The organism is Enterococcus hailinensis, from assembly GCF_045862035.1.
In the GTDB taxonomy this organism is placed as follows: domain Bacteria; phylum Bacillota; class Bacilli; order Lactobacillales; family Enterococcaceae; genus Enterococcus_A; species Enterococcus_A hailinensis.
Genome location: NZ_BAAFRV010000011.1, coordinates 60,958 through 79,243, shown reverse-complemented (window position 1 = coordinate 79,243; position 18,286 = coordinate 60,958). Strand labels below are relative to the sequence as shown.

16 protein-coding genes and 1 pseudogene are annotated in these 18,286 nt (G+C 36.9%); 9 read left to right on the top strand and 8 right to left on the bottom strand.

Translation table 11 applies throughout. From position 1 onward, the window contains the following. Window positions 1–265: 265 nt before the first annotated feature. Both ACKTSC_RS09255 and queG read left to right on the top strand, forming a co-directional pair. Window positions 266–784 carry an ECF transporter S component gene (locus tag ACKTSC_RS09255; protein ID WP_407857433.1) on the top strand — a complete coding sequence of 173 codons (519 nt, stop codon included), beginning with the start codon at window positions 266–268 and terminating at the stop codon, window positions 782–784. After that, complete coding sequence (gene queG / locus ACKTSC_RS09250) at window positions 774–1,940, top strand: tRNA epoxyqueuosine(34) reductase QueG (protein WP_407857432.1); 1,167 nt, start codon at window positions 774–776, stop codon at window positions 1,938–1,940. The genes ACKTSC_RS09255 and queG overlap by 11 nt, the downstream gene beginning before the upstream one ends. Before the next feature lie 709 nt (window positions 1,941–2,649). Here the strand turns inward: queG and ACKTSC_RS09245 are convergent. Then, window positions 2,650–3,897 (bottom strand): MFS transporter, encoded by a 1,248-nt coding sequence (locus ACKTSC_RS09245; RefSeq protein ID WP_407857431.1) that lies wholly within the window; start codon window positions 3,895–3,897, stop codon window positions 2,650–2,652. A gap of 1 nt (window position 3,898) precedes the next feature. Further along, window positions 3,899–5,092: an amidohydrolase gene (locus ACKTSC_RS09240; RefSeq protein ID WP_407857430.1), complete on the bottom strand. Its 1,194-nt coding sequence runs from the start codon at window positions 5,090–5,092 to the stop codon at window positions 3,899–3,901. Window positions 5,093–5,445: 353 nt separating this feature from the next. Here ACKTSC_RS09240 and ACKTSC_RS09235 point away from each other — a divergent pair, with 353 nt between their 5' ends. Then, window positions 5,446–5,949 (top strand): HAD family hydrolase, encoded by a 504-nt coding sequence (locus ACKTSC_RS09235; protein WP_407857429.1) that lies wholly within the window; start codon window positions 5,446–5,448, stop codon window positions 5,947–5,949. Further along, window positions 5,946–6,233: an HAD hydrolase family protein gene (locus tag ACKTSC_RS09230; RefSeq protein WP_407857428.1), complete on the top strand. Its 288-nt coding sequence runs from the start codon at window positions 5,946–5,948 to the stop codon at window positions 6,231–6,233. Before ACKTSC_RS09235 ends, ACKTSC_RS09230 begins: the two co-directional genes overlap by 4 nt. A 40-nt stretch (window positions 6,234–6,273) precedes the next feature. On the opposite strand, the gene ACKTSC_RS09225 is transcribed toward ACKTSC_RS09230, so the two are convergent. Further along, on the bottom strand, window positions 6,274–7,617 hold the full coding sequence (locus ACKTSC_RS09225; protein ID WP_407857427.1) for a citrate/2-methylcitrate synthase: 1,344 nt from the start codon (window positions 7,615–7,617) through the stop codon (window positions 6,274–6,276). Between the two features lie 166 nt (window positions 7,618–7,783). On the opposite strand from ACKTSC_RS09225, the gene acnA reads away from it, so the two are divergent. After that, window positions 7,784–10,438 (top strand): aconitate hydratase AcnA, encoded by a 2,655-nt coding sequence (gene acnA / locus ACKTSC_RS09220; protein WP_407857426.1) that lies wholly within the window; start codon window positions 7,784–7,786, stop codon window positions 10,436–10,438. Between the two features lie 2 nt (window positions 10,439–10,440). Next, window positions 10,441–11,667, top strand: a complete 1,227-nt coding sequence (gene icd, locus ACKTSC_RS09215; protein WP_407857425.1) for an NADP-dependent isocitrate dehydrogenase — start codon at window positions 10,441–10,443, stop codon at window positions 11,665–11,667. Between the two features lie 68 nt (window positions 11,668–11,735). Here the strand turns inward: icd and ACKTSC_RS09210 are convergent, their stop codons facing one another. The 4 genes from ACKTSC_RS09210 to alsS all read right to left on the bottom strand — a co-directional run bounded on the left by ACKTSC_RS09210 (window position 11,736) and on the right by alsS (window position 15,114). After that, window positions 11,736–11,963: a hypothetical protein gene (locus tag ACKTSC_RS09210; RefSeq protein WP_332581180.1), complete on the bottom strand. Its 228-nt coding sequence runs from the start codon at window positions 11,961–11,963 to the stop codon at window positions 11,736–11,738. Window positions 11,964–12,081: 118 nt separating this feature from the next. Next, entirely contained in the window at window positions 12,082–12,558 is a 477-nt protein-coding gene (locus ACKTSC_RS09205) for a GAF domain-containing protein (protein ID WP_332654207.1), read from the bottom strand. Window positions 12,559–12,734: 176 nt separating this feature from the next. After that, complete coding sequence (budA, locus tag ACKTSC_RS09200) at window positions 12,735–13,448, bottom strand: acetolactate decarboxylase (RefSeq protein WP_407857424.1); 714 nt, start codon at window positions 13,446–13,448, stop codon at window positions 12,735–12,737. A 13-nt stretch (window positions 13,449–13,461) separates the two neighbouring features. Next, entirely contained in the window at window positions 13,462–15,114 is a 1,653-nt protein-coding gene (gene alsS / locus ACKTSC_RS09195; protein ID WP_407857423.1) for an acetolactate synthase AlsS, read from the bottom strand. Window positions 15,115–15,365: 251 nt separating this feature from the next. Here alsS and ACKTSC_RS09190 point away from each other — a divergent pair, with 251 nt between their 5' ends. The 3 genes and pseudogenes from ACKTSC_RS09190 to ACKTSC_RS09180 all read left to right on the top strand — a co-directional run bounded on the left by ACKTSC_RS09190 (window position 15,366) and on the right by ACKTSC_RS09180 (window position 17,521). Beyond that, window positions 15,366–16,229 (top strand): SPL family radical SAM protein, encoded by an 864-nt coding sequence (locus ACKTSC_RS09190; RefSeq protein ID WP_407857422.1) that lies wholly within the window; start codon window positions 15,366–15,368, stop codon window positions 16,227–16,229. A gap of 73 nt (window positions 16,230–16,302) precedes the next feature. Then, window positions 16,303–16,575, top strand: a complete 273-nt coding sequence (locus ACKTSC_RS09185; RefSeq protein WP_407857421.1) for a hypothetical protein — start codon at window positions 16,303–16,305, stop codon at window positions 16,573–16,575. Between the two features lie 21 nt (window positions 16,576–16,596). Beyond that, window positions 16,597–17,521: pseudogene (locus ACKTSC_RS09180) on the top strand (LacI family DNA-binding transcriptional regulator). Window positions 17,522–17,571: 50 nt separating this feature from the next. Here the strand turns inward: ACKTSC_RS09180 and ACKTSC_RS09175 are convergent. Further along, window positions 17,572–18,189, bottom strand: coding sequence for a PepSY domain-containing protein (locus ACKTSC_RS09175; RefSeq protein WP_332654217.1), 618 nt, complete (start codon window positions 18,187–18,189; stop codon window positions 17,572–17,574). Between the last annotated feature and the right edge of the window lie 97 nt (window positions 18,190–18,286).

Sequence of the window (18,286 nt, the reverse complement as noted above, 5' to 3'; positions counted from 1 at the left end):
AAAGAAAAACTAGCGAATAAGTTCAACGAGTTCATTGATTTTTAGCTCAATAGCATTCAATATAGCATTCAAAATACTTTAGATATTGATTTATGAGCATTTAAGCGACTCCCGCCAGCTCCATTAAAACCAATTCGATTTATTCAACTAAAGTATTGATCTTTTGATCAATGCTTTTTGTTTTGCTCGCTGATCTATCAGTCGACCATATTCTCTCTTCTCGTTTATAATGAGAATTATCTATAGTAAAGGAAAATAAGCTCTAATGAAAACAAAAGATTTAACACTTTATGCACTTTTAACCGCTGTTTGTGTGGTTGGACGCTTTTTGACGCAAGTAATTCCCAATGCTCAGCCTGTGACAGCCATTATTTTATTGATTACGTTATATATTGGTCCGCATCCGGCTGTCATCATTAGTGCTTTATCTATGATTATTACCAATTTTTATTTAGGAATGGGGATTTGGACAATTGCCCAAGTGGGTGTGTTTATTTTATTGATTCTCTTAATTCATCAAATCACACGCATAACTCCGCTCAAGCAAAAACTTTCTTGGCAATTGATCACTTGTGTTTGTGTGAGTTTACTTTATGGATTTTTAATTTCATTATTTTTAGCTCCTTTTTTTGGAATCACCCATTTTTGGCCATATTATTTTAGCGGTCTACCCTTTGATCTACTACACGCTGGAGGGACGCTTGTCTTTTATCTTTTATTGAAGCACCCTTTACTTACTGTTTTTGACCACTATTTAAGGAGGAATAATCACCATGACGCTTAAAGAAAAAATCATCGCTGAAAGCCAGCGCCTCGGTATCGATAAAATCGGGTTTGCTTCTGCAGAACCATTTGATCATTTAGAAGATTCATTGCGAGAACAAAAAGAACGCGGCTATACTTCTGGATTTGAACATCCAGTAATCGAAGAACGGATTTATCCTGAACGAACATTTGAAGGCCCTAAAACGATTATTTCAATCGCTTTGGCCTACCCGACAAAAATCCACGAGGAGATTCCAAAAGACGAGAAACGAGGAATGTTCGCCCGGGCTTCTTGGGGAATTGATTATCACGACATTTTACGTGATCGTTTAAATCAATTGATTGCCTTCATCCAATCAGAAGCCGCCGCCGAACCCGGAGCTGAAGAATGGCGTTTCAGACCACAAGTAGATACAGGTGAGCTGGTCGATGTTTCGGTGGCGCAACGGGCGGGTCTTGGTTTTATTGGCCGAAACGGCTTATTGATCACTGAAGAATTTGGTTCTTTTGTTTATTTGGGAGAAATCGTCACGAATATTGATTTTGAAGTCGATGAACCGGTTCCTTTCGGTTGCGGCGAGTGTACCCGCTGTATCAAAGCCTGTCCGACGAAAGCACTCCTAGGCGACGGACGGATGAATGCACAGCGTTGCTTGTCTTACCAAACTCAAACAAAAACGATGATGCCTGAAGAATATCGAAAAAAAATGAGCAATGTCATTTATGGTTGTGATATTTGTCAACTTGTTTGTCCTTACAATCAAGGCAAAGATTTCCATTTTCATCAAGAAATGGAACCCCAAGTCGATACAGTCTATCCAAAATTAAAACCGATGCTAAGCCTTTCTAATAAGGAATTCAAAGCACAATTTGGCCATTTATCAGGTGCTTGGCGTGGAAAGAAACCCTTGCAAAGAAATGCTATCATTGCATTAGCTAATTTAGGTGATCGCACAGCATTGCCAGACTTATACCAAATAGCACAGCAAGATGTTCGCCCGGTGATTCGTGGAACGGCCTTTTGGGCAATTGGTCGGCTAGGAAATAAAGAACCTGAGTTATGGATCGAACGTTTAACCGAGCTATTAGAAAAAGAAGTCGATCCTGAAGCGCTCCAAGAATTGGCTCAAGCCATTGAACAACTAGAAAAGAAAAATAAACGCAAACGTTCATAAATAAAAACAGCAGTTCCTTTAAAAGGAACTGCTGTTTTTATTTAAAAGGGTTATAGAACCTTCCACCATTGACTGCTAATAACCAAATACCCATAGAACATAATTATTATTCCACGTTAAACTTTTCAAACAGTTCTTTCAATACTACTATCCAGTAAGTATCCCACATCTCTACCCATTTTATGAGAATTTCTTTGATATAGATCCTTACTTTTTTAGTATATTGCTATTAAATACTAACAAAATTGCCCATATATTATTTAACTTATTAAGTTACTTTATCCTGCTCTGTCTTTATTTTTTTTCTTTAGAGTCATTACGTGAATGTTTATCGATTTTTATTGTTTCCAATTTAGGGACTCTTAGTTTAAATTACTTAAAAAATGAGTTGACTGAGATATTTACCCCGAAAATAATACCGTTATTTACCAATAAAATCGAAAATGCTGATTTAATTTTATCTCTACTACCGACAATTGATATCATCGTTCCTAGTGACCAAGAAGAATTAGTAATTTCGTATCCCTTGGAAGAAAACGACCGGATGAATCTTTTATATGTTATGAGAAAATGTTTACTGAAAAAGATTACTGTTCCGATCGAAAATATTGATTTGGCTTCAACTAAGGCTGCTTTAATTCTTGATTTGTGAAAATATAAACTTTTTTATAAAACTAAAAGCCACTCAATAAAATGAGTGGCTTTTAGTTTATTCTGTTTCTAATAATTGGTCTCTTTTTCTTGGCATCCGCATTGATAAAATCCACGTTATCATCGTAATGATCGTTAAAACAATCAATAACTTCCAGCCATTTTGATAAGAACCCGTCTTGTCATAGATACTAGCTATAATCAATGAGCCTAACGTCAACCCTACTTGGGAAATACTGCTGATGATTCCATACACCTCAGCATAATGCTTTCGGCCATAAATTCTTGCTGTAATCAGCGGCGGCGAGACTGTTCCGATCGGCGTACCTAGTCCAAAGCAAAAGGCCATTAAATAAATCATCACCAATTGATGGCCATTTAATAATAAAATAAAGGCCAAAGTCATGAATCCGCAACCGAAAATCGTACTTTTTACTGTTCCAAATCGATCATCGATCCAGCCTAAAATTAATTTGCCAAAAATACCGACTAATGAATACAGGGAAATGATCGATGATTTCACAACGACTCCGTGCATTTCTTCTAGTGCTGGTGGAAATTGTCCTAAAGAACCGGAATTTAATAGACCATTACAAAAAATGCCGAATACTAACATCAAGAAAACAGGCTGTCTAATCAATTGATGGACCGTTAAAGCAGATTCTTTTTCCTCGTGTGTCATCTGTTCTGCTTTTTTCGTTGCCCCATATGCTTGTAATCCCATTTCTGAAGGGCTCTTCTTTAATACAAATAAAGAAATCGGAATCGTGATAGCTAAAAGTAATATAGCCATGATACGGTATGAGGCACGCCAGCCAAAAGTGGTCAATAAATAACTTAATACCGGACTGAAGATAAAGCCACCCAAACCTATCCCTGCCATTGCAATACTCATTGCTAAACCACGTTTTTCTTCAAACCAATTAGTGATCATCATACTTACTGGAATCAAAGTACTACTCGTATAGGCAATACCCAACACGATAGCTAATAAATATAATTGCCAAACGGCAGTTGCGAATGAAAAACTAAAGTAGGCTCCCACAAAAGCAATCAAAGCAATCGTTTGGATCTTTTTTAAATCTCCGGTCGCTAGCTTTTTAGCTACGATTGGAGAAAAAATAATCCCCATTGATTGTGTGATCGTATTGACTAAAGTAAAAGCACTTCGAGATATTGCCATATCTTCTGTTACTGATAAAAGATAGACATTTGCTAATGACATAACCATCGGTACTACAGTCGCAGTGATACAAACACAGCCAAGAACAACAATCCAACCATAAAATATTTTCTTTTCTTTCATACTATTTCTCCTGATTAAAGTACTCTGAAACAACTGTCGCCATCGTTTTGGCTGCAATTAATATAGATGCTTCATCAATATCAAACTTTGGATGATGATGCGGGTAAGCTACTTGTCCTTCTCCTGTTGCACCAACATAAAAGAAACAGCTCGGACGTTCTTGGCAATAATACGCGAAATCTTCAGAAGGAGCGATTGGACCGCTATCCACTACTTTTTTTAATTCTGCAAATGGATGCTGCTCTAAACTATTAGCAACAAATTCGGTTAACGGTTGATCGTTCATCAAGACCGGATAATCATCTACATAATCTAATTCATATGTAGCGCCATACACTTCACAAACACCTCTAACGGTATCTTCAAAGGCTGCTTTGACCAATTTACGACTTTCTTCATTCATCATTCGGATGTCCCCTTCTAAAAAGACTGCATCCTTTAAGACATTTGCAGAGCCTTTTCCATCAAATGACCCTACAGTTAATGTCGTCATATCAAATGGATTTACACGACGACTGACAATACTTTGGAGATTTACAACAATTTGACTCCCCACAAGTACAGCATCAATTCCGGCATTAGGCATTGAGCCGTGACTTCCCTTTCCTTGTACTTTCAACTTGAAAGTAGCTCGACCAGTTTGAGTCGCACCTGCGTGATAGTAGATTGTTCCTAAATCAAACCCTGACATTACGTGACAACCCACTACATGGTCTACGCCATCAAGACAGCCGTCTTTGATCATTTGAATCGCTCCCCCCGGAGGTGTTTCTTCGGCAGGTTGATGGAGGATAGTAACTTTACCGGAAAACTGTTCTTTCAATTCAATTAAACATTCTGCTAAAATCAGCATATAAGCTGTGTGTGCGTCATGGCCGCAAGCGTGCATAATTCCAGGATTTTCAGAAGCAAAAGGCAAGCCGGTTTCTTCTTGGATTGGCAATGCATCAAAGTCCGCTCTTAAAGCAAGATTTTTTCCTGGTTTTCCACTATCGATTTCAACGACTACTCCATATCCGCCGACATTCTTCTTAACTGTACACGCTAGATTTTGATAGAAGTCCACGATGTATTTAGCTGTTTCCTGTTCTTCAAAAGACAACTCAGGATGTGCATGTAAATAACGACGAATCTCAACCATACGCTTCTTTTTTGAATCAATTAAACTTAGTAGATTTTCTGCAAAACTATTCATAATATCCCCCTTATTTGAATATATTTTATGATGAATAAATAGTAGCATGAATCTTTCTACAGAAACAAGCCGTTTTAAAGTAGATATAAAAAAATGAATATTCTAGTTTTTTCAACATTTTAAATATTTTTCTAAGAACAGATATTGTTATATCATTTATTTAAGAAAGAAAAATAGCTACAATTTTTATAAAAATAAATTATTATTTTATAGTTATTCTTTCTCCCCAAATAATCTAATCGTCCTAAATGACCTTTTTCTGGATAGTCAAAACTTATTAAAATTTCTGTTTATACATTTTTTCGTTGTTCCTTTATACTTAATGAAAAAGTTTATTTATCAGGAGGGATCTTATGGATAATTATCGTGTCGCTTTTTTCGATATTGATGGAACATTAGCAGATAATCAATTACCTCGTGAATTACCATTCACTGAAAGAGTGCCTGAATCAGCCAAAAAAGCCTTAAAAAAATTGAAAGAAAATAAAATTGAACCTGTCATCGCTTCTGGTCGTCATTATCGAACGTTACTTGAACTAGCTCACAGCCTAGATGTCGATAGTATTATTTCTTCGAATGGTAACTGCGTCCACTATCGAGGTGAATTAATTCATCAAAATACGATTCCAACAAAAATATTGATTCCTTTGATTGAACAATTAAAACAAGCAACAATCGAGTTTATGCTTGAAACACCTCATGGAATTTATTACTTAGAAGGCAGCACCTACCGCGGTGAGCATCCGACTGGAAAAGTTAGACTAAATGAACAAGATCCTTTACCAAAAGATATCGTTCAATTGATTGTTCCCTTAAAAGATCTCAGACAGTTAAAATTGGCTGAAGATTCCCTTTGATTATAGAAAAGGTAGCACCTTTTACTGCAAATATTCATTTGAAAAATGGCACCAAAGCTGAAGGAATCCAAAAAATTTGTTCGTCTATGGGAATTGATGTTGCTCAAGCTCTTGCTTTTGGTGATGAAGAAAATGATTTTACTATGTTTCACACGGTTGGTTTTCCAATCGCTATGGGTAACGCCACGCCTTCTTTGAAAGAAAAAGCAGCTTACGTAACAGACAGTGTTTCCGATGATGGCATTTGGAAAGCTTGCTTACATTTAAATTTAATTTCAGAATAATAAAACAGGGTGTGACTTTATTGGTCACACCCTGTTTAGATTATCGTTCATTTAATTGGCGATAACTATTATCCTCAGAAACTTCCATATAAGCTGGACGGATAATTTTTTGCGCATTGACGAGTTCTTCAATTCGATGGGCTGACCAACCAACGATTCTTGCAGTTGCAAACATAGGTATATATAATTCTTGCGGCAAAGCCAGCATATGATAAACAAAACCACTGAAAAAGTCGATATTGGCACTCACACCCTTATAGACTTTCCGCTTTTGTGCGATTACTTCTGGAGCAATCCGTTCTACTTTTTGGTATAAATTAAATTCTTTATAGGCATCGGAACCTTTTTCTTTCGCTAATTTCTCAACATATTGTTTAAAAATTTCAGCTCGCGGATCTGATTCTGCGTAAACTGCATGGCCCATTCCATAAATCAATCCTTGATAGTCAAATGCTTCCTTGGCTAAAACTTTTTCTAAATATGCTCGAATAGCATCTTCATCATCGCAATTGGTTATACTTCTTTTTAAATCTTCCATCATTTGAGTCACTTTGATGTTTGCTCCACCATGTCGTGGACCTTTTAAAGAACCTAGCGCCGCTGCGATCGTCGAATATGTATCCGTCCCACTAGAAGTAACGACTCGTGTTGTAAAAGTCGAATTATTTCCTCCCCCGTGTTCCATATGGAGGACTAAAGCCATATCCAGGGTTTGTGCTTCTTGAAAAGTATATTTTTTATCAGGACGCAGCATCGTTAAAATTGCTTCAGCTGTACTAAGGGATTCGTCAGGACGATGAATATACATGCTTTCATCTTTTGCATAGTGATTATACGCATGATATGAATAAACCGCCAGCATCGGAAAAGTCGCAATCAAATTCAATGATTGATCCAAAACATTCTCGATACTGATATCATCTGCTCGCGGATCATAACAACCTAATGTTAAAACACTGCGAGCCATGACGTTCATAATATTATGCGACGGTGCTTTCATAATAACATCTCGCACAAAATGAGTTGGAAGTGTTCGTCTTTTACCAATTGCTGTACTAAAGTTTTTCAATTGATCATTTGTAGGAAGCGAACCAAATAATAACAAATAACTAACTTCTTCAAAGCCTAAACGTCTTTCAGATACAAAACCATCAACTAACTGGTTAATGTTAATTCCACGGTACCTTAATTCACCCAAATTTGAGATAGTTTTACCGTTTTTCATTATTTGAGAATGAATGGTCGATATATTAGTAAGCCCTGCCAAAACTCCTTTTCCGTCAACGTCTCGCAGTCCCTTTTTAACCTCATACTTCCGATACAAAGAAGCATCTAGATAATCCTTTGTTCGACAAATTTCAGCTAATTGATTCAAATCTAACATCACTACGTCCTCCTCACTTTACCGATAATTGTATTTCAATTACAAAACATTATAACACCATTGTTTTAAAATGAAATACTTTTAATAATTTGATTTACTTTCTTTTTTTTTACTCGTATAATAAACCAAAATAATTATATTAGATAACGGAATCAGGAGGGATTTTTTGTTTGATTGGAAAAAGACGTTAGAAATAAAAAACGAACAATACACTTACTTTGATCTTTCAGCTATCACTGCCTCTTATGGAAAAAGTATTGCTAGTTTTCCTTATAGCATTCGTATATTACTCGAAAGTTTGGCTCGTCATCAAGAATTTGGTGCTTTAGAGAACTTAACAGCTTTTGATCCGCAAAAACCCAATGGTGTCGTGCCATTTCGGCCTTCTCGCGTTGTTTTACAAGATTTTACTGGAGTGCCTGCAGTTGTAGATTTAGCTGCGATGAGAGATGCAGTCGTAAAATTAGGCGGTGATCCACGAGTAATCAATCCAGAAATCCCTGTAACTTTAGTAGTTGACCACTCTGTACAAGTTGATTCTGCTGGCAGCAAACAAAGCCTAGCTTTTAATACTGAAAAAGAATTTGAGCGCAATCATGAACGTTATCAATTTTTAAAGTGGGCACAACAAGCTTTCGATAACTTCGAAGTCGTACCACCAGAAACAGGCATCATCCATCAAGTGAATCTAGAATATATATCCGATGTGATTATAAAAAGTCCTGAAAATTTATTGTTTCCAGATTCTTTAGAGGGCACAGACTCACATACTACGATGATCAACGGCTTAGGTGTTCTTGGTTGGGGTGTCGGAGGTATCGAAGCAGAAGCAGCAATTCTTGGGGAAGCTTCCTACTTTCCTACTCCTGAAGTGATTGGTGTTGAAATCACTGGGGAACTTAGCCCAGGAGCATCTGCTACAGATTTGGCTTTATTTCTGACAGAACTTTTGCGTAATGAAAAAGTTGTAGGAAAATTTGTTGAATATTTTGGTAATGGCTATAAGCGTTTAAGTCTATCTGACCGTGCAACAATCGCAAATATGGCACCTGAGTATGGTGCTACTTGCGGATTCTGCCCCATCGATGAAGAGACTCTTCAATATCTTCGTTTAACTGGCAGAACAGATGAATTAGTTACAATCGTCGAAACTTATGCCAAAACCAACCATCTTTTTTATGATGGAAGTGAGCAGCCAAATTATACTCGTATAATCAAAGTTGATCTCACTACAATCACATCGTCGGTTTCCGGCCCGAAGCGTCCGCAAGATCGTGTGATACTTCCTGAAGTCGCTAAAAATTTTTCAACTTCATTAACCAACGAAAAAGGGCCACAAGGATTTGGTCTAACTAATGATGAACGCTTTCGCAAAGAACCTATTGGTGGAACAAATAGTTCGATTCAAACAGGCGATTTAGTTTTAGCAGCCATCACTAGCTGCACCAATACCAGCAACCCTTCTGTGATGGTGGCGGCAGGTCTTTTGGCTAAAAAAGCAGTCGCTTTAGGACTATCTGTCGCTCCAACTATCAAAACGTCTTTGGCACCTGGCTCAAAAATCGTTACACAATATTTAGAAAAAGGACAATTATTAGAACCGTTAGCTCAGTTAGGCTTTGATATTGTCGGTTATGGTTGTACTACTTGTATTGGAAATTCTGGACCGCTAGATCCGGCCATCGAAACAACACTTAGAGAAAGTGAATTAGTCGTCTCAGCTATTTTATCTGGAAATCGAAATTTCGAAGGTCGAATTCATCCCTTGATCAAAGCGAACTACCTAGCCTCGCCGCCTTTGGTAATTGCTTATGCATTAGCTGGAACTATACAAAAAGACCTTACTACTGAAGCCATCGCAATCGTTGATGATACGGAAATTTATTTGAAAGATCTTTGGCCTACTCAAGAAGAGGTAGCTTCTTACATCACTCAATATTTGGATCCTGAAGATTTTCGTAATGCTTATCAAGATATTTATTATTCCAATGAACGTTGGAATAAAATCAAAACTTCAACTGGAGATTGTTATGAATGGGATGAGACTTCAACTTATATTGCCAACCCGCCTTTTTTTACTGCGATTGACCAAACGACTAAAAAATCTATAGATCTTAATAATCTTCATGTGCTGGCAAAATTTGGTGATACCGTCACTACAGATCATATTTCCCCAGCTGGAAATATCGGACTTCGATCACCGGCCGGAAAATATTTGAAGGAGCACGGATTAGCATATAAAGATTTTAATTCTTTTGGTTCCCGTCGAGGAAATCATGAAGTAATGATGCGCGGAACTTTTGGTAATATCCGGATTCAAAATCAATTAACACCAGACACAAGCGGTGGGTTTACAAGATTTAGACTTACTAGAGAAGAACTTTCAATTTACGATGCAGCAATGAATTATCAATCAGAAAATATCTCTACCATTATTTTAGCTGGAAAAGATTACGGAATGGGTTCTTCCCGTGACTGGGCTGCTAAAGGAACTAATCTTTTAGGAGTAAAAGCTGTCCTTGCAGAAAGCTATGAACGGATTCATCGCAGCAACTTAGTCATGATGGGCGTGGTTCCTTTTGAATATTTACCTGGTCAAACGGCTGATTCACTTGGTCTAACTGGCTTTGAAATATTTAGCTTTGATTTTTCTGCAGAACCTACAATCAATCAGTTGATTACCGTAACAGTCCAAGGTGAAAAGGAAACATCATTCCAAGTAAAACTGCGGTTTGATTCTGACGCAGATATCATCTATTGGAAAAATCAAGGAATCCTTCCTTTAGTGATACGTAAAAAAATGAATGCAGAGGTGCTTTAATAATGACAAATCCAATCATTCCTTATATCGAAGGTGATGGTATCGGCCCTGAAATTTGGCAAGTGACAAAAAAAGTTGTCGATGCCGCTATCACCTCAGCATACACTGACGAAAGAAAGATTAATTGGCTTGAAGTTTTAGCCGGTGAAAAAGCTTTCCGGCAAACTGGTGATTGGTTACCTGAGGAAACGATCCAAACAATCAGAAAAAACAAAGTAGCGATCAAAGGACCCTTGACGACCCCAATTGGCGAAGGATTCCGCTCCTTGAATGTAACTCTGCGGCAAGAATTGGATCTGTACGCCTGTGTTCGACCAATTCGCTATTTTGCTGGTGTCCCTTCTCCATTAAAGCAACCAGAAAAAACAGCAATCACAGTATTCAGAGAAAATACAGAAGATGTGTATGCCGGTATCGAATTTGCAAAAGGTTCTGAAGAAGCAAATAAATTAATTAATTTTTTAACTACACAACTACAAGTGACAAATATTCGCTTTCCTCACACAAGTGCTATAGGTATTAAACCAATATCACAAGAAGGCAGCGAACGTCTGATTCGTGCGGCAATTGATTATGCGATTGATCACCATAAAACACGCGTCACTTTAGTTCACAAGGGAAATATTATGAAATTTACTGAAGGTGGTTTTAAAAACTGGGGCTATACATGGATAGAACAAGAATATCCAAATATCTTTACTATGAACCAATATAAGCAGATAGTAACGGAAAAAGGCAAATTAAAAGCACAGCAAATGTTAGAACAAGCAACAGCAGCTAAAAAAATTATCGTTGATGACGTGATTGCCGATAATTTTTTACAACAAAGTCTTCTTTATCCTGAAAACTATCAAGTGATAGCGACAACGAATTTAAACGGCGATTATATTTCAGATGCCTTAGCTGCCCAAGTTGGCGGCATTGGTATCTCCCCGGGAGCAAATATCAATTATCGATCTGGCCACGCTATTTTCGAAGCCACCCACGGGACCGCTCCCGATATTGTTGGAAAAGGTTGGGCCAATCCTTGTTCATTGCTGTTATCAGCAACGATGCTCTTAGATTATTTAGGCTGGACTGAAGCGAGTCAGAAAATCATATCAGCCATCGAGCAAGCGTTAGACAATCGGTTAGTCACTCATGATTTTGCTCAGATGTTGCATGTCAAAGAACTATCGACTAACGAATTCGGTAATGTACTGATTCAAATAATTAATAAGACTGATTAATCCTAACTAAATATGTCTGCAAAATAAAAACACTTAGAAAACCAAGAATGGTTTGCTAAGTGTTTTTGCTAACGTAGGTAACTATTATTTGTGACGATTCCCGCCACTTCATCATATGTGATTGCTACTTGACCATTTTGAGCATCGATTTTATCAGCATCTAAGCCGCTAAAACGCTCAACATTTACTACACAACCAGTATCATCTTTATGGACAACTTCTCCAATGATTGGCCGAGCAAAATCAGTCTTACGGCATTCATAGTTTTCTCCTACAATAATCGCTTCTTTATTCATTCAACCACCTCATTAATGTTTTATAATACATTTATATAATAGCATTAAATATAATAAAAAACCACAATAAAGGTGCTATTTATTAAATAACCCTCTTTTTTAAATCTTAATACGTGCTTTAAACAAGATTATCTAACAATAATGAGACATATTGTTCTAAATAAAACTGATCGATTTGATCATACATGCCTATTTCTGAACTATCTAAATCTAGCACACCAATCAACTGCTCTCCCTTTTTCATAGGAACAACGATTTCTGATCGCGCCGCTGAATCACAAGCGATATAATTTTTATGCTCCAAAACATTTTCAACAATCAATGTTTGATTTTTTTCTGCTGATTCTCCGCAAACACCTTTGCCCATAGCAATATGCACACATGAAACATTTCCTTGGAAAGGCCCTAAAATCAATTCATCATTTTTAAATAAATAATATCCTGCAAAAATCGTTGCTTTCAATGTTTGATTCAATAATGCAGAAGAATTTGCTAAATTCGCAATTAAATCTGTTTCTCCTTCAAGTAATGCTTTTTGTTGCAATAATAATAATTGATAGGCCGCTTCTTTGGCTTCCTGATTTTCCCAACTCATATCTATTCCTCCAACTATGGATCATTTATTGTTTAAAATTCTATTTTTTCAATTTTTCTAAATTGATGGCTTAATTTTAACGTAATTCAAACAAGAATACCATCGTTTCATTTCCTTTCTCTTAACAAAAAAGCCGAGTCAAAGTATCTAAATACTTTGGCTCAGCTTTTTGCTTATTATTCTGCTTCTTCAATATCTTTTGAAATTTCAGCTAATTTAATTTCGTTATTCAAATAATCTTCATTATCGACAGGGAAATGTTGACGTAGTTCAGTCAATTCCATCAAATCGACTTCTCCAGCATTCAATTCAAAATCTAAAACATGTCCGCCAAAACGGTGATCATCACTAATAAAGTGTAGATGAAAACCAGCTGCTGATGCCCCATGAAATAATTCTGGTGTAAAGAATCCCACAATTGTTCCTGAGATATTTTCTGCATGGAATTCTGGTTGATTACGTGTAATATCTACAAAGCGCGGATAAGGCTTTTCTTGTTTAGGTGCAACTCGGACATGCATCTTTTTAAAAGTTCCTTTAATTTGAACAGCTGAAAACAAATTTTTACTGATTTTCGCTAAAATCATTTCCTTTATTTTATCATCAGACTGGTTGTTTATTTGGAATTGTTGATCCGAAACAAAAGAAGTCACTGCTGCATAAGGTGTTAATTCAGCTCCAGACAGCTGGTGGATCTCGCCAGCTTCGTTTGCGTGATAAATAGTACCGTCCAAAATGATTACCTCACCATTTGAACCAGCAAGTGTTCCTAAACCAAAATCCCCATTATCTAATAGTTTTCCGATTTTTTCTGTTCCATCCATCAAATCTTGCATCAAACCACCAAGTGTTCCATGTTGATAAATATATTTTTTTGTTTTCACTGTCATGCAAAATCCCCTCTTAATAAAATTGATCCGGTAGAATCGTTTTACCTAATTCTTTGTTATCAGAATAATCGATCGGAATATCAATGATTACAGGGCCATCTGTTGCAAATCCTTCATTGATTGCCGCTTCTAATTCTTCTTTTGTTGTTGCACGTAAACCCTTTGCGCCAAAAGCTTCTGCATATTTAACAAAATCTACTGGTCCGAAGTGGACACCAGAAGAACGGTTGTATTTCATTTCTTCTTGGAACTCAACCATGTTGTAGCTACCATCATTCCAAATCAAATGAATGATTTTTTGTTTCAAACGAACAGCTGTTTCAAGTTCTTGAGCAGAGAATAAGAATCCCCCATCGCCAGAGATTGAAACGATTTGTGTATTTGGTCGGACCAAAGCAGCTGAGATCGCCCAAGGTAACGCCACACCCAAGGTTTGCATTCCATTGCTAAATAACAAGTGACGAGGTTCATAACTTCTAAAATGACGAGCCATCCAAATATAATGACTGCCCACATCTACTGTTACGGTCATGTCATCTGTCACATTTTTTTGTAAAGAGTCGATGACTTCTAACGGATGGACACGGCCAGCTACAGTTTTATTTTTTTGTACCCCGTTGCTTAACCTTTCTTGCAATGTCGCTAAATAATTTTCTGCATCTGAAGATAATTGATAATTAGTGATCGTATCGCTTAGTTTTTCAATTGTTTTTGCTATACTCCCGATTAGTTCCGCTTCTGGTTGCATGTATTGATCGATTTCCATTGGTACTTCATCGATCACAATGATCCGTGCATCTTTTTCAGCATTCCAGTTTCGAGCTTCATACTCGATTGGATCATAGCCGACAGCCAAAACTAAATCACTGCGTTTTAGCAACATATCTCCAGGTTGATTGCGAAAAAGCCCCACACGTCCAAAGAAATGTTTTTCTAAATCACGAGAAATAATCCCTGCTCCTTGGAACGTTTCTACTACCGGTAAGCCGGTTTTCTCAACAAGTTTACGAATTGCTGCGGTTTCTTTTTTCCCAGAAGCACGCATCCCAACTAATAGTGTAGGTAATTTTGCTTCACTGATTCGTTGAGCCAAATCAGCGATGTCTTCATCTGACGCCGTACCTAATATAGGTGCTGATAACGGTTTGATTGCTTCACTGGTTACTTCTCCATCAGTTACATCTTGCGGAATTGAAAGAAAACTTGCACCCTTTTTAGCTGTTTTAGCAATTCGAAAAGCATTCGCAATATTTTCTGATAGTGTTTCCGAGTCCTGAATCTCTGTACTAAATTTGGTAATCGGAGCAAATAGTGCAGCGTTATCCATACTTTGATGGGTCAGTTTTGAAAGATCTGAACGTTTTACTTGTCCTGCTAAAGCTACTACTGGGTCGCCTTCTGCCGTTGCAGTCACTAATCCCGTTGCTAAATTACTTGCACCTGGGCCACTAGTAGCGATGACTACGCCAGGTTCACCGGTTAAACGGCCAATCGCTTGAGCCATAAAAGCCGCATTCTGTTCATGACGCGCTAAAATCAATTCTGGACCATGATCTTCTAATGTATCAAATACGCCGTCGATTTTCGCACCGGGAATCCCAAAAATATAAGGAACGTTATGATTTTCTAAACTATTGACAATAATTTCTGCACCTTTTTTACTCACTGTACTACATCTCCTTGAAATCTGTATTACTAACTTTTGATAATATAGCACTAATATCTTTATTTATCAAAGATGAAACATCAAGAATAATTGTTTTATTAGAAAGTAAAAAAAAGATCACCTTCTATTAAACGCTTTCTTCATTGATATAAAAAGATTTTCCTTTCTTAAAATTAGGTTAATAAATTTTGATTGTCCCTATACCCTTTCTATGAGATAATTTAAGCAAACATTTGTTCGGAGGTGTTTATATGCACTATAAAGAATATAAAAGTATTTTGTCAGCTAAAAATAATTTGAATCTCTTTCGCGGGTGTACTCATGGTTGTATTTACTGTGATAGTCGAAGTGATTGTTATCAATTAAATCATCCCTTTGAAGACATTGAAATCAAGACGCACGCTTTAGAAATTTTTGAGCGTGAATTACAACGTAAAAGACAGCCTTGTATGATTACTACCGGTGCAATGACTGATCCGTATATTCAATTAGAACCGCGTTTACGAATCACTCGCGGTGCCTTAGAATTGATTGAACGTTATGAATTTGGAGTTGCTATCCAAACAAAATCCACTCGTATCCTGCGTGATCTTGAGCTGTTAAAACAAATCAATCAAAAAACAAAAGCTGTAGTAGAAATGACATTAACTACTTACGATGAAGAACTATGCAAAATTTTAGAGCCCTATGTTTCTACAACTAAAGAACGTTTCGAGACTTTGATGCAGTTTAAAGCAGCCGGTGTACCAACTGTCGTTTGGCTCTCTCCGATTTTGCCTTTTATCAATGATAGTGAAGAGAATTTACGTGGTATTTTAGCTTATTGCATCGAAGCAGGCGTCAAAGCAATTATGTGTTTTGGCTTCGGTGTCACCTTACGTGCTGGAAATCGAGAATATTTTTATCACCAATTAGATAAATATTTCCCAGGTATGAAACAGAAATATTTATCCGTTTTTGGAGATAGTTATATTTGTACTAGCCCACAACACGATCATTTAATGGCTCTCTTTAGCGATACATGTAAAAAACATGGTATTCTGTGGAAGACAGAAGATGTTTTCCAGTATCTGCATACCTTTGAAGACAAGCGGGAACAACTTTCTTTATTTTAGAAAAACAAACTACTTGCTCTGAAACTCGTTTCATAAACTATACTTCGTTTGTAAAGAAAAAGGAGGAAGATTTATGAATACATATGTGAACATCCAGAGCAATACAACGCAGGATCATTTTCAAGTTTCTCTACACTTTTCTGAAAGCCAATTGACTCTAACACGGCCACAAGGCTTCAAACGCCCTATCACAACAACGTTGTGTTTAGCTGATATCAAGCATTTAATAATCGATGAATCTTTTGGTAGTCCGATTATTAGTTTTTTCTATCAAGACCGCCGCTATACTTTTTATGAAACAGGGCCGGCAGTGACAGAATATTTGAGAGACAATCTGGCAGCATAAATTATTTCTACGAGGTGTTCTATGGCTAATATTCGCGATATTGCAAAAATGACCGGCTACTCTGTTTCAACCGTCTCACGTGTCATCAATAATCATCCTTATGTCGATGAAAAAAAAACGTGAACAAATTCTAGCTGTGATGAAGGAACTAAATTATGTCCCCAATCGTTCGGCTCAGAATCTGAGTTATGGTAAAACAAAAAATATTGGTGTTATACTGCCTTTCATTAATCATGCATACTATGATCAGATGCTTAATGGAATCATGGAAGCTGCATTTGAGCACCATTATCGTGTTACTTTGTTGCCGACAGATTATGATCCGCAACTTGAACAACGCTACCTCGAAGAATTTTCAACTAAAATGTATGACGGCTTGATCGTTACAACCAAATCAAATCCGATTGAAGCATTTAAAGATTATCATCGTTACGGCCCAATTATTTTTTGTGAGAATATACCTGATGCCGATGTTAGTTGTGTGTACTACAATTTGGATAACTCTTTACGTGAAGCTTTTACGTTTCTAAAAGCTCATGGTGTGCAGCACGTTGGGATCACATTAGGCCGCAGCAAAAACATCAGTCATAATTCAAAAGTGACTTTGCAAGTTGTAAAAGAGGTTTTTCCGCAATTTAATGAACAAAATATTTTTTGGGATTGTTGCGTTCATGGTCAGGATGGCGAAAAGGCTGCCGCCTTTTTTAAAAAACGAAAGGTAGACGGAATTTTAACGAATGGTGATGAAGTAGCTGCTATTATCTTAGAGCAATACGGAAATTCAGCTCCTTTAGTTGTTGGGCGAGAAAATATTCTAGTCAGTCGCTTGCTGGGCTTTTCTAGTATTGATCATCATTTAACAGAAATTGGGCAACGTGCATTTAACGCTTTCTTTGAAAATAAAAAAGAAAAAATATGTATCCAACATGATTTTATTGAACGCTAAAATAAATACGCCGTTAAAGTAGACAGCTTATCTACTTTAACGGCGTATTTTTAATCGTCTAAATCAGTTGCCAATACCTTACCTGATTGTGCATTGATTTTGACTTCGGTTTCTTTTTGTCCATCTTTTACTTTGACTTCCCAATAAGTGATATCCAAATCTTTATCCAGTGACCATTCTGTTGCTTCTCCATTGCCGGCCTCTTTGACTGCGATCTTAGATACTTCGTCAATACTTAACAGCTTGTTCAAGTCTAGTTTGTCCGCTTTACGTTTCACGCCAGCTTGTTCATCTGTATCCAATGATTCTTCTGATTTTTTTGATACTTCTTTTGTTTCGCTATCTATTTGCAGTTCATATTCTTTATTATCGTCTACACCTTCTATTTTATACACGTACTTACCTAAAGATCGTTCTAAATCAAGTGATGTGATCGCTGTATCAGAATAGTTATCTTTAAAGATTTGAATAGCATCCTCTACGCTAACATTTCGTTCTCCGTTAGTATTTGTTCCTTCACTACTACTCGTTACTTCATTACTACTCATTACTGATTCACTTTGGCTATTACTGGCACTCTCATTCGTATCCCCAGTTGAAGAAGAACCACATCCAGCTAATCCTCCTAGTGCAATTAAAGATAGACCTAAAACAATCATCTGTTTCATAAGATATCCTCCTTTTTTAATAGCTTCGATCAATAGCAACTCTCTCATATTTTAAATACTATCATCTAGTCTTTTATAAAGAAAGGAATACGGTTAC